Source organism: Desulfoluna spongiiphila, assembly GCF_900101345.1.
Taxonomy (GTDB): domain Bacteria; phylum Desulfobacterota; class Desulfobacteria; order Desulfobacterales; family Desulfolunaceae; genus Desulfoluna; species Desulfoluna spongiiphila.
On sequence record NZ_FMUX01000002.1, the window covers coordinates 14480 to 26435 of the forward strand.

Below are 11956 nucleotides of genomic sequence, written 5' to 3' on the forward strand. Positions count from 1 at the left end.
ACGGACCCTTGTTTCCCTCAGACCTCACTTTTGGGTAAAAAGGGGCTTGAAAAGGTCCGGCGTTCGACGTATATGTAACTCTCCTGGCCGTGTCTTGCCGACCGGCCGCCATGCAACAGCCCCGCTCGAACCGTGTCAGGTCCGGAAGGAAGCAGCACTTAGGGATGTGGTCTGTGTCGTGGATCGATCCCGGTCGGCGGATGCGGTCAGGTTTTTTTTTGTTCTGTTTTCTTCTTGATCCCCCTGTAAGAGCCCCTCTGACGCTTTTTTCCCCACTTTTTTGCGTAAACCCCCCATTGACAACTGATCAATACGTATTATTTTTTTCTCGAATCGCATGATGCAAGTGGTTCGTGAATGGTTTAGGCAATAAAGTTCGACTGTTTGTCCTTTATAATATCCGGGTGACTGACCCGGTTCAACTGCGTGGCCCCGAATCCTCATATTCATGGGACTGTGAATCGGCTGCTTGTGAGACGCGATCATCCGCTGAAAATCCGGATGGTCTTTGAAACTGAACCCAGTCAGGTGGTTTCACGGAGCGCGGCGGAGTTTTCCGGGTCGAGAGAATCAGGAGTGAGCATTGGCCAAGAATCGTCAGAACGATACAGAAGCAAAGGGCACAACGCCTGGAGAAGAAACCGTTTCACAGACGGAAGAGGCCGTTGAAGAGGTCACCGGAGAGGCTGTCGCCGAAGAGGCAGAAGCTGAAGCGGAAGAGGCCGAAGATGTCGCCAAAAGCCCCGAGGAGTTGATGGAAGAGAAAATTAAGGCAGCAGAGACCAAGGCAGCGGAGAATTATGATCGCCTGCTTCGGTCCACCGCCGAGTTCGACAATTACAAGAAACGTTCCGCCCGGGAGTTTCAGGAATCGAAGAAGTACGCCAACGAGGCGTTTATCAAACAACTTCTTCCCGTCATCGACAACCTTGAGCGGGCTGTGGAGTCCATCGGGGATGAAGGCGATGATTCCGGACAGGGCGTCATAGAGGGGGTCAAAATGACCCTGTCTGAAATATTTAAAGTGTTCGATAAGTTTCACCTTAAGCCACTGGAGTCTGAAGGCAAGCCCTTTGATCCCAATTTTCATCAGGCGGTGATTCAGGAAGAGACCAACGCGGTCCCTGAAAACACCGTGGTGAAAGAGATGCAGAAGGGGTACCTGCTCCATGACAGGCTTATTCGCCCGGCCATGGTGGTCGTCTCCAAGGCGGCTGCACTCAGCGCAGGTGAAAACGAAAAGGCCGAGGCCGAATAGACCAAGTCCCGGGCCATACACATCAGAACAGTTATTCAGGAAAGACTTATTTGGAAGCCTGCTCTCGGATGCACAGGCATGGAGGAAAAAATGGGTAAAGTAATTGGTATCGATCTGGGAACAACCAACTCGTGTGTCGCGATCATGGAAGGCGGAGACGCCCAAGTTATCACCAACACCGAAGGGGGGCGCACCACACCGTCCACCGTTGCCGTGTCTGAGAGCGGCGAGCGCCTCGTGGGTCAGATTGCCAAGCGCCAGGCCATCACGAACCCTGAGAACACCGTGTTCGGCGTCAAGCGCCTTGTGGGCCGTAAATTCGATTCCGCCGAAGTTCAGCGCGATGCAAAGATCCTTCCCTACGAGCTGAAAAAAGCGGACAACGGTGACGTGCGCATCGATCTGCGCGGCAGCCTGCACAGCCCCGCTGAGATCTCCTCTTTTATTCTGGCCAACATCAAAAAGACCGCCGAAGAGTACGTCGGGGAAGAGGTGACCGACGCCGTCATCACCGTTCCCGCCTACTTCAACGACAGCCAGCGCCAGGCCACCAAGGACGCAGGCCGCATTGCCGGCCTCAACGTCCTTCGTATCATCAACGAGCCCACCGCCGCGTCCCTTGCCTACGGTCTCGACAAGAAGACCGAAGAGAAGATTGCTGTCTTCGACCTGGGTGGCGGTACCTTCGACGTCTCCATCCTCGAGATCGGCGACGGTGTTTTTGAGGTGAAGTCCACCAACGGCGACACCCACCTGGGCGGCGAGGACTTTGACCTTCGCATCATCGACTTTCTGGCCGACGAGTTCAAAAGGGAGCAGGGCATTGACCTGCGCTCTGACAAGATGGCCCTGCAGCGCCTGAAAGAAGCGGCTGAAAAGGCCAAGATGGAGCTCTCCTCCGCCATGGAGACCGACATCAACCTGCCCTTTATCACCGCCGACGCTTCCGGTCCCAAGCACCTGAACGTGAAGCTCTCCCGCGCCAAGCTGGAGTCCCTGGTGGCTGACCTCCTTGAGAACCTTGCCAGGCCCTGCGTCACCGCCATGAAGGATGCGGGTCTTTCCGCAGGGGAGATCAACGAGGTGATCCTCGTGGGCGGCATGACCCGTATGCCCGCCGTTCAGGATCGTGTAAAAGCCATCTTCGGCAAAGAGCCCCACAAAGGCGTGAACCCCGACGAAGTGGTGGCCCTCGGTGCCGCCATCCAGGGCGGGGTCCTCAAAGGCGATGTGGACGACGTGCTTCTCCTGGACGTTACCCCCCTGTCCCTGGGCATCGAGACCCTGGGCGGCGTGATGACCAAGCTCATCGAGAAGAACACCACCATCCCCACCCGCAAGAGCCAGGTCTTCTCCACGGCAGCCGACAACCAGCCCGCCGTATCCATCCACGTACTCCAGGGTGAGCGCGAGATGGCAGAGACCAACAAAACCCTCGGCCGTTTCGACCTGTCGGATATTCCCCCCGCACCCCGCGGCGTGCCCCAGATCGAGGTGACCTTCGACATCGACTCCAACGGCATTGTCTCCGTCTCCGCCAAGGACAAGGCCACCGGCAAAGAGCAGTCCATCAAGATCACCAGCGACAGCGGCCTGTCCGAAGAGGACATTCAGCAGATGGTGAAAGACGCCGAGCTCCACGCCGATGAGGACAAGCAGAAAAAAGCCCTCGTGGAAGCCCGAAACACAGCCGACGCCCTTATCTACCAGACCGAAAAGGCCGTCAAGGAAGTGGGCGAAGGCGCCGACGAAGCCACCAAGGCAAATGTTGCCGAGGTGATCGAAAAGCTCAAGAAGGCCATGGAAGGTGACGACGCTGAGGAGATCACCAAACTCACCGAAGAGCTGACCCAGGCCTCCCACAAGATCGCTGAAGCCGCCTACAAGAAGGCCGCTGAAGAAGGTCAGGGCGGAGCCGAGGGCGCAGCCCCCGGAGACGCACCTGCCGACGACGACGTGGTGGATGCCGACTTCGAAGAGGTCAAAGACCAGAAGTAAGCTCCCGGCCTGCCCAGGCAGGATCATAGAGTCATAAAAAAACCCCGCCTTTTTTTAAAGGGCGGGGTTTTTTTGTGGGGTAAAAAAAAGAATCTGTGGCTTGTGAAGGTGATCAGGGTGCCGTGCCGGGGGCTGCACGTATAAAACGTGTAATATGCAGGCTTAAAAAAACAGACTCGGTTTAATCTGAATCAATAGCGAATGTGTTTTTCCCTGAGAAGCGAAGGGGAAAGCGCGTTCGCAAGCTGCTTTCGAGGTGGCAGCACCGCCCTTTCTGTGTTGGGCATCGCCGGATTCAGTTCGTCCACCCGGTGTCCAGGAGGTGGGTGGTCTCGGCAACGGCGGTGCGCCAGATGGTGAGCATGGCGTCGTCTCCGGCCTGGTAGGCCCCTCCATAGTTGCCGTCTCCCAGGATGGAACGCACCTTTTCAGGGGGGAGCTGCTTCAGGTTATCGGGGTCGCACGGGGCTTTTTCTTCCGGGGGAAGGGGGACCTCAGCAAGGCGGGTCCAGGGAAAATTTTCCATCCAGGAGGCGTGGGAGGCGTTGGGGCTGACCTTGTGGACCGCCTCCATCACCGCCTTGGACGACCACCAGTTGTGAAAGAGGACCCGGCACTCGGGCACCTTGCCCAGCCAGGGGCGGATGATCTCTTCCACCGGGCAGTTGCCTCCGTGGCCGTTGATGATTAATACGCGTTTGAAGCCGCTTTTAACAAGGCTGGCAAGAATGTCCGTCACAAAGTCGCCGTAGGTCTCAGGGCGGATGGTGACGGTTCCCGGGTAGGCGGAGAAGTAGGGGGCGATGCCGTAGGGCAGGCCCGGGTAGACAGGGACCCCACACCCCTCACCGGTCTCCTCGGCCAGTTTGTTTGAGAGGATGAAATCGGTGCAGAGGCTCAAGTAGGCGTGCTGCTCGGTGCTTCCCAGGGGAAGGATGACCCGGTCGTCGGATTTCAGGTAGGTTTCCACCTGGAACCAGTTCATGTCGGCGATCTTCATATCTGTACTTCTTTTTGGATGTGTTGGACTGCCGGGACGAGAATTTCCCGTAAGTACCGTGTTTCTGGTGTGTGGGCGTACTCGAATATCACGCGGACGCCCGTCAGGGCTCTGGCCGTTTCCAGGCAGCTGGTGCTGTAGATCAGGACGTCGGTTGAATCGGCGAGTTCCTGAAGCTTCGGGCTGTTGGCCAGCTCCATGCGGATGGTTCCCGCCTGGGGGGCAAAGCGCCGAATTCCTTCTGCCATGGCAGGGACAAAGGATGCGAAATGGGAGATGGCTCCCACGGTGGTGCCGGGGGGCAGGGCGGCGAGGCTTTCCCGGGTCTCCTTTGAGGGGATGAGATAGGGGGCCATCACCGGAACGGCTTCCCCCACCTTGAGCCGGATTCGGGCCATGCAGTGGGGGATGGTGAGGATGAGGTTGTAGTTGCGGGCTTTTTTGTCCGTCAACAGGTTGAATTGGGAAAAATCCATGTTGTCGAAGCGGGGCTCCCGGCCGAGGAAGTCCCGGATCCTTCGAATGTAGCTCTCGTTGATGCGCCGGGAGTTGCCCACCATGAGGATGCGAAGGGGCACAGGGGCATCTGCCGGTGCTTCCCGCTGGTTGAACATGCCGATGAAAAGAGCCGGGTCGACCTCCAGGACCCTTGCTTTTTCCAAAAGGGCCAGAAATTCCCGGCGAAGGATCTCAAGGCGGTTCTGGTGCTTGAGTTCCCTGGGGTCCCGCACCACAAAGGTCCCCCTGCCGGTGACCGACTCCAGGAGTCCTTTTTCCTTGAGGGACTTGTAGGCCTTGGTGACGGTCATGGGGGCCACCCCGAGCTCGCTGCTCAGGGCGCGTACCGTGGGCAACTGGTTGTTCTCGCGATACGTGCCGGCCATGATGCCGAATTCCACGGCGCCTTCGATCTGGACGGAAATGGAGACAGGCAGGGTTTTGTCGATGGTGATCTTCACAGCTCCTCCCGGGAGAATGAGCCCGGCGGCTCGAAATCGAGGTACGGGGTGTTCGTTTGGGCATGGTGGGGGAGGGCGCCGTCGCCCTCCCCCACGGTTTTGGTCAGGCAACGTGTGGTTGCGCGGTTGCGGCGGGTTCCTCAGGGGCCTTGCCCCGGGGGATCAGCCGGTCGAAATGGCGGGCGATGGTCTCTTTGCTTGCCGGTTGGGTGTAAAGGCTGGTGAGAACCATGACCCACATGGTGGCGGCCCAGCAGACGATGAGGGGGTCAAAGCCGAAGGACCACGTGCTGAATTTGGCCTTCATGGCAATGTAGAGGGCTTCCCCGAAGATCACGGAGACGATGGCCCCGGTTCGGGAGGCCTTTTTCCAGTACATGCCAAGGATCACGGGGGCCACCCAGATGCCCAGCCCGCCGAAGGCGAACCGGATCATGCTGAAAATGCTGGCCGGCTTGATGATGCCGATGGCGATGCCGCAGATCCCGATTCCCACGGTGACCCAGCGGGAGAGTTTGAAAATCTGGGCTTCGCTGGCCCGGGGGTTGATGAGGTTCTGGTAGATGTCCCGGGAGACGCCGCTTGTGGCCACCACGAGCAGGGCGTCGATGGTGCTCATGCCGGCGGAGACCACCCCTGCGATGAGGATGGAGGCCAGGATCGGGTTGAGGTTGCCCTGAAGGAGCATGGGCACGATGAAGTCTGTCTGTTTGCCTGTGAGCCCTTGCACGGAGACGATGGCGTTGGCCCCGGCCCACTCGATGAGGGTGGCGGACAACAGCATGCCCAGGGTACCTAAAATCACCGCCTTGAACATGGTCTCATAATTTTTCATGGTGAAAAACTTGGTGAAGAGGGTGGGCTGCCCGATGGTGAAAAAGCTCCACATGACGATCATGGACATGTAGGAGGCCCAGGGAAAGTTGCTCTTGGCGCCGGGGTGGGTGAGGTAGGCGGGGTTGGCGTCGGCAAGGGAGGCGGTGATGTGGCTGAGACCGCCCCCGGCTTTCACCGAGACCGCAAAGGTGACGATGGCCGTTGTGACCATGAGAAACCCTTGGAGGACGTCGGTCATCATGGCCCCTTTCATGCCGCCGGCCATGCAGTAGCAGATGACGATGACCCCCATGCCCACCACGCCCATCCACTCGGGAAGGCCGGTGAAGGTCCTGAGGATGACGCCGGCCCCCACGGTCTGGGCCCCCATGATGGCCACGAGGAACCCGATCATCATCACGGCGTGGACGGCCCGGATGGCGTTGGACTCGTAGCGGTCGGAGAGGTAGTCGGTCATGGTGAGGAAGCCGTACTTTTTACCCATGATCATCAGCTTGCGCCCCACAAAGAGGGCGGGAATGATCATGGAGAAGGCCAGGCCCGGCACCGAGATGCTCATGCCTGCAAAGCCGGTGGCGTAGGTAATCGCCGGGACGCCCATGAAGGTACTCATGCTGTACTGGGAGGCAAAGTAGGCAAAGCCGCCCACCAGGGCGCCGGCCTTGCCGCTCATGACGAAGAAATCGCTCAGGGTTTTGGTGGATTTGGCCGCTCGCCAGCCGATATAGCCGATGAGGGCAAAGTAGATGGCGATGGATACGAAAAACGGGACCGGGGTGGGGGTCACCAATGTTACGGGATCAGCCATGGTATTGCTTGCTCCTTTCTACTTCTCAGGTTGAATGTCTTCGAAGTTCCGGTACTCGGGACGTTTCAGGGCTTCGCGGCTGAAACGCCAGATCAGGACCAGTACGGCGATGCCGTGCAGGACCCAGGCGTAAACAAACAGGGGGACCCCGCCGAAACCTGCGACGTAGGTCTCGTTGAAATACCAGGGAAAGGGGACCATGATGAGGGCGTACATCGTAAGGATGATGGCGGCCCATCTCATTTCGAAACGGTTGCTGAAAATATCCACATCTCCTCCTTGAAGTAACATGCGACTCCGTTCGTCACCTTAACGGACAAGGAACCGGCACATAGTCAGGCCCCTGGACGAAACGGGCCGTTTTTTCGGCCTGATCCGTGTTCCGGGATTTTGTTTCAACCTGGTGCGTCATGGGCGGTACCTCGCTGCTGCATCGTTTTTCAACTCCCCATGGTGCAGCACGTAACAAGTGTGATGAAAGGGCCGTGATTTGGGGACATGGCGCGGATGAATCGCAACATGTCGCGCGAATGCGAACGGAAGGCTGTCGTCGTCGCTGTTACGAATCGTCGCCGGGATGGTCGCAAGGCGCGGCGGTACGATTCACATGTGTCCCTGTCCCTATGGGATCGGCTGTATGACAATGCGCAGGCAGGTCCCAGGGAACATTTTAAATGTCTCTCTGAGAGTAATGATGCGGTGGCGTCGGGATACAAGCCGGGTCTTAACAAGTAATTTGATATAGAACCATGGCACAATTGTCCATAGGAAAATATTATCCTGAATTTATTTGCGTATATAAAAATACGATTGTGACATTGAAGATCCGCTGGGATTTTGGAAGTCTACGGATGGTGGGGGAGGTAGGAAATAACTTTTTATACGATATTGTGACAGTTGAGTATCCCGATTGACTGTGCTACCCCATGAGAACATGAGATGTTTGCTAAGACAAGGAGGGTGACCATGGAGAGGGTACGGCGCACGATCCGATGCCTGGCTCGTCAGCAGGGGATCAATGTGAAAAGGCTCAGGCGTGGCCAGCGCGTGATGCCCGTGCCGCTTCTTTCGGCCACATTGCGCATGGCCGATGTGGTGCTGGCGGCAAGGGCCCTTGCAAACCGTCGCACCCGTTTCCTGGGCGGGGAGCTTCGGCAGCTCTCCCGGGTGGTAAAGGATCGGTTCGGCGTGACCCACGCCGGGTTTTATATGGGTGGCAGGGCCTCGTTGTGTGCGGTGGTTCGAGCCCTTGGCCTCACCCCGGGGGACGAAGTCCTGATTCCGGCCTTTACCTGTCAGTGCGTGGTCAATGCCCTGCGTTATGAAGGGATGGAGCCTGTGTATGTGGACATTGAGCTCGACACCTACGCAATGGATGCCTCCCTTGTGTCACGGGCGGTGACGGGCAAGACCCGCGCCATGCTCATCCAGCATACCTTCGGCATGCCGGGCAGGGACCTGGACGCGCTCCTTGCCCTTGCCCGCAAGCACGGGCTCTACGTCATCGAGGACTGTGCCCATGCCACCGGGGGCACCTGGCGGGGCAAGCTCCTGGGGACCCTGGGGGATATCGGCTTTTTCAGCAGCGAACGCTCCAAGGTCATCAATACCATCCATGGCGGGTTTGTGGTGACAAACAACCCGGTGATCGGACGTCGCCTGGAAAAGGACGCAGCGCGCCTTGCTCCGGCCCCAGACGATTTTACCCGGCGGGTTCTCTGGACTCTGATCCACAGTTATTTTACCCACAGCTGTCCGCTTCGGTTTGTGACCTCCGGGCTGGTCCAAGGGCTCCTGGCGGACCGGCTCGTGCCCCAGATGCACGAGGAGGAGCTGGCCGGAGCCCCCTGCAGCCAGTATCACTGGAGCCTGCCCGATGCGGTGGCGCCCTTGATGGTGCAGCAGCTCTCCCGGGTGGACCGCCAGCTGGAAGAGAGGCGTCGTGCGGCAAAAAAGTGGGCGGTCTGGTGCGTGAGAAACGGCCTGGAACCCCCGAAACCCTCGCCGGACGCCAATCCCACCTGGCTGAGGTATCCGGTGCGCGTGGACCCGGCCATCAAGAAAAATTTTTCATATCTGGAGCAGCGCCTGGGAGCCACCGTCGGGGTGTGGTTTCAATCTGCGGCCCACCCCCTGCCCATGGCCCTTCAGGAGTGCCCGAAGGGGATGGAGGCGGCAGCCACCTGCATCAACCTGCCCACCCTTGACCCCAACAGGGCCTGACAGGAGACGTACCGACCCTTTGTGAAACGGAAAGAGCGCGCAGGTCAACCCACACATCCAAACCTGCCTGCGCGTGAAAAACCCCAATCCAAATACCTTGGATTGGGGTTTTGTTTTTGACCTGTCCCTGACGCCCCGGGATTAGACCCGGCCCATGGTCTCCAGGATGCGCTGGGCAACGCCATTGCAGACTTCGCGGCCGCGGGGGCCCTGGGAATAGACACGGGAGAGGGGGAAGGGCTCGCCCTTGACCACGAATTCGATGCGGTAGGTGGTCCGTTTTCCGGTTCCGCGGTATCCGATCCTGACGTCTTCCACGTCATCAAACGTGAGCCGCCCCTCCTCGGTGGCTCCGAAAAGCTTGTTGCGGCGCCAGGCGATCTCTTTTTTTTGGCGGTGGAAGACAACGGTCACCTCTTCGGTGAAGCGCCTTCCGGCAAGGCCCGCAATGGCGGCCACGAGAATCCAGTGGAGATAGTAGGCGTAGGCAAGGCCGAAGGCGTGCACCAAAAAGGCGGTGCGAACCAGGGCAAAGGCCATGATGATCCCTGCGACCATGACGATGGTCCGGTTTTTCTCCTCAACCCGGAGGGTGGTTTTGTCGTCCTGTGTGATTTTCATGTGGTTGTCCTGTGCAGGGGACGTGGTCCCCGCGGTTTTGTCTGTCAGGGAAACACAGCCCCTTGGGTTCTGCCGTGACCGGTTTGCTGATCGTAGCTTGCCTCTTGGGCCCTGTATGTGTCGAGAACCTCTTCGGCCAGGCCATTGGCCGCGGCTTCCAGGGCTTGGCAGTTGCTGAGGGCAGGCATCTGCCGGATGGCCTGCTCAATGGCAGCGGTTGCCGCGATGCCGATGTTTTTGTGCCCGTTTTCATGGGTCGCGAGGTGTGCCATGTAGCGTTCCCATCGATGCTGCAACCCGGGACCAGCCTCTTTTTTGTTGACCCATCTGGGGTAGCGGTGCAGTACCGCAACCGAGGTCTCCACGGCCGTGATCCTGCAGCGGCTGGGGCCGGACTCCCAGCTGTACCTCCAGCTGGCAGTCCATGTGGTGAGGGCATCGTAGGTTTTTCCGTCCCGCCACACCACACCGAAGCGCACCATCTGCTCCCGCAGCTCTTCCGCCGTCCATCCGTAGATGTCGTAATACTCCGTCTGGACGGTGACGGCGGGCTGGGCCCGGGCCATGGCCGCTACGCAGAGGAGCCACAGAATCGAGAGAAGGCAGAGTCGTCGTCTTTGCATGATATCCTTTATCCCGTTATCCGGGTTTCAAATCAACCGCAGAATCAGATGGGCCAGGCAAAAAACAGGCCCCATGATAATCTCACGGGTCCTCTTGGGTGTGTCTGTGGGGTGTCTAAGGCGCTAAATTTATATTTTTTTTGAAATCTCACCCGTGGTTCAGTATACTTGTGAATAAGAAAACCCTCATTGCCTTGAAAGGTCGCCGTGCTTTCCCACCATTTTTACCACCCGAATTCATGACATGTAGTGTGTTTCAGGCCGTGCCTGCCGAGTGTTCCCCGTAACCAGACCAACCCATGGGATTTTGGACTTATGATGGATGAACACAACGATATGGATATCGCCAAAGACGCCGTCGCCGAGTTTGCAAAAGATGAGACAGCGCGACAGCAGTCCCAGGAGGGGAAAAAGAAGAAAAAAGACCGTCGTCCCCTGTACTATGCCCTCCTGGTAATCTGTGCTGTGCTTATTGGCTTTCAGGTTCCCAAGATCCTTTCCCTTCAGCAGGAGAACACGAAGCCCCGGCGAGTCGGCACCACTGCCACCGACAGCCAGACGGATGCGTGTATCGATAACCTGTGGCACATTGTGCGGCAGCTTCAGCTCGGTGAGACGGATATCCGGGGGTATGCGTGTCCACTGGACGGAAAACCTTATCTTTTAGTCCGCGATAAGGGCGTCTATTCCGTGGAGTGCCCCAATGCAGAGGCCCATGGATTCTCCCATGTCCGCATCACCACAGCCAAACCCATACCGGAGCTTGTGCCATGAAAACACCAATGACGCATACTGCCGGTTTTTCTCTCCTTGAGCTCATGGTGGTCGTTGCCATCGTCGGGGTGCTGAGCTCTGTGGCCATTCCAAGGTACATGAACTATAAAGAAAAGGTCTACGCCGCCAATTGCCTCTTGCTTCGACGGGATATCGAAATCCAGACCCAGAGTTACTATTTCGAGCATGAGGCATTCACACCTGATTTTATCAGTTCCTATGAATGCCCACGGGGAGGCGTCTATACCTGGAGCAGCTCTTCTATTGATGAACCCGACTTCGGGCAGGTTCAATGCTCCCTGCACCACACCTCGGGGTCACAGCAGAATCAGTCGGATATCGCCGCCGGTGAAAACCTCATTCAGAATTTTGATTTCAACCTGGTCGACAGGAACGTCAAGCGGTGGGCCCCTGTGTCCACCAGTCAAATCGATGGGTGGGACTCCAATACCGGGGCCATTGAAATCTGGAAAAATGGGTTCCTGGGGTACAACTCCCCAAGCGGCGGGTATATCGTGGAGTTGGACGGCGGCCGCCGAAATAGCGACACCATCTCCCAGGAAGTTGAAACGGAAGCCGGCAGAATCTACGAAGTCAAAGTCACAGCCCGTGCCAGAACCGCCAACTCATCGGATTTTTCCGTGGGATGGGGCGGGGAAGACCAGGGGACCTTTTCACCTCCAACCAACGGGTGGCAGGAGTACACCGTCAAGGTGACCGGAACGGGAGATCCCATCAGCCTGTCCCTGTCCGAAGTCGCCGGGCAAAGCAACGGGCTGGGGACCCTGATCGACAGTGTGCAGGTCATTGCAACGGATGCGTACGAGTAGTGCCTTGCTCCTGCTGGGGGGTGAT

The 11956-nt window shown here is 58.1% G+C and carries 11 protein-coding genes and 1 other RNA gene; 6 read left to right on the forward strand and 6 right to left on the reverse strand.

The genetic code is table 11. The features are described 5' to 3' along the window. Positions 1 to 105 precede the first annotated feature (105 nt). From ffs to dnaK, 3 genes are all read left to right on the forward strand, one after another. Positions 106 to 188: signal recognition particle sRNA small type (ffs, locus tag BLQ12_RS03185), an RNA gene on the forward strand. Between the two features lie 395 nt (positions 189 to 583). Further along, positions 584 to 1258: a nucleotide exchange factor GrpE gene (gene grpE, locus BLQ12_RS03190; protein WP_092208199.1), complete on the forward strand. Its 675-nt coding sequence runs from the start codon at positions 584 to 586 to the stop codon at positions 1256 to 1258. A gap of 90 nt (positions 1259 to 1348) precedes the next feature. Continuing rightward, positions 1349 to 3256, forward strand: a complete 1908-nt coding sequence (dnaK, locus tag BLQ12_RS03195; RefSeq protein ID WP_092208200.1) for a molecular chaperone DnaK — start codon at positions 1349 to 1351, stop codon at positions 3254 to 3256. Positions 3257 to 3551: 295 nt separating this feature from the next. On the opposite strand, the gene BLQ12_RS03200 is transcribed toward dnaK, so the two are convergent. From BLQ12_RS03200 to BLQ12_RS03215, 4 genes are all read right to left on the reverse strand, one after another. Then, the gene (locus BLQ12_RS03200; protein ID WP_092208202.1) at positions 3552 to 4256 is read right to left on the reverse strand and encodes a creatininase family protein; all 705 of its coding nucleotides are present in this window, start codon (positions 4254 to 4256) and stop codon (positions 3552 to 3554) included. After that, positions 4253 to 5215 carry a GntR family transcriptional regulator gene (locus BLQ12_RS03205; protein WP_092208204.1) on the reverse strand — a complete coding sequence of 321 codons (963 nt, stop codon included), beginning with the start codon at positions 5213 to 5215 and terminating at the stop codon, positions 4253 to 4255. Before BLQ12_RS03205 ends, BLQ12_RS03200 begins: the two co-directional genes overlap by 4 nt. A gap of 103 nt (positions 5216 to 5318) precedes the next feature. Continuing rightward, positions 5319 to 6860, reverse strand: a complete 1542-nt coding sequence (locus BLQ12_RS03210; RefSeq protein ID WP_092208206.1) for a sodium:solute symporter family protein — start codon at positions 6858 to 6860, stop codon at positions 5319 to 5321. An 18-nt stretch (positions 6861 to 6878) separates the two neighbouring features. Further along, complete coding sequence (locus tag BLQ12_RS03215; RefSeq protein ID WP_092208208.1) at positions 6879 to 7130, reverse strand: amastin family protein; 252 nt, start codon at positions 7128 to 7130, stop codon at positions 6879 to 6881. Positions 7131 to 7826: 696 nt separating this feature from the next. Between BLQ12_RS03215 and BLQ12_RS03220 the strand changes: the two genes are divergently transcribed. Further along, entirely contained in the window at positions 7827 to 9083 is a 1257-nt protein-coding gene (locus BLQ12_RS03220) for a DegT/DnrJ/EryC1/StrS family aminotransferase (RefSeq protein ID WP_175469462.1), read from the forward strand. A gap of 141 nt (positions 9084 to 9224) precedes the next feature. On the opposite strand, the gene BLQ12_RS03225 is transcribed toward BLQ12_RS03220, so the two are convergent. Both BLQ12_RS03225 and BLQ12_RS03230 read right to left on the reverse strand, forming a co-directional pair. Beyond that, entirely contained in the window at positions 9225 to 9704 is a 480-nt protein-coding gene (locus BLQ12_RS03225; RefSeq protein WP_092208212.1) for a hypothetical protein, read from the reverse strand. A gap of 44 nt (positions 9705 to 9748) precedes the next feature. After that, on the reverse strand, positions 9749 to 10327 hold the full coding sequence (locus BLQ12_RS03230) for a DUF922 domain-containing Zn-dependent protease (RefSeq protein WP_092208214.1): 579 nt from the start codon (positions 10325 to 10327) through the stop codon (positions 9749 to 9751). Between the two features lie 315 nt (positions 10328 to 10642). Here BLQ12_RS03230 and BLQ12_RS03235 point away from each other — a divergent pair, with 315 nt between their 5' ends. Further along, positions 10643 to 11101: a hypothetical protein gene (locus tag BLQ12_RS03235; RefSeq protein WP_092208216.1), complete on the forward strand. Its 459-nt coding sequence runs from the start codon at positions 10643 to 10645 to the stop codon at positions 11099 to 11101. Continuing rightward, positions 11098 to 11931: a type IV pilin protein gene (locus BLQ12_RS26820; RefSeq protein WP_139163859.1), complete on the forward strand. Its 834-nt coding sequence runs from the start codon at positions 11098 to 11100 to the stop codon at positions 11929 to 11931. Before BLQ12_RS03235 ends, BLQ12_RS26820 begins: the two co-directional genes overlap by 4 nt. Positions 11932 to 11956: the final 25 nt, after the last annotated feature.

Coding starts and splice junctions, on each gene's coding strand:
- dnaK (WP_092208200.1), top strand. CDS start 1,349: ATGGGTAAAGTAATTGGTATCGATCTGGGAACAACCAACTCGTGTGTC.
- BLQ12_RS03200 (WP_092208202.1), bottom strand. CDS start 4,256: ATGAAGATCGCCGACATGAACTGGTTCCAGGTGGAAACCTACCTGAAA.
- BLQ12_RS03230 (WP_092208214.1), bottom strand. CDS start 10,327: ATGCAAAGACGACGACTCTGCCTTCTCTCGATTCTGTGGCTCCTCTGC.
- BLQ12_RS03225 (WP_092208212.1), bottom strand. CDS start 9,704: ATGAAAATCACACAGGACGACAAAACCACCCTCCGGGTTGAGGAGAAA.
- BLQ12_RS03210 (WP_092208206.1), bottom strand. CDS start 6,860: ATGGCTGATCCCGTAACATTGGTGACCCCCACCCCGGTCCCGTTTTTC.
- BLQ12_RS03220 (WP_175469462.1), top strand. CDS start 7,827: ATGGAGAGGGTACGGCGCACGATCCGATGCCTGGCTCGTCAGCAGGGG.
- BLQ12_RS26820 (WP_139163859.1), top strand. CDS start 11,098: ATGAAAACACCAATGACGCATACTGCCGGTTTTTCTCTCCTTGAGCTC.
- BLQ12_RS03235 (WP_092208216.1), top strand. CDS start 10,643: ATGATGGATGAACACAACGATATGGATATCGCCAAAGACGCCGTCGCC.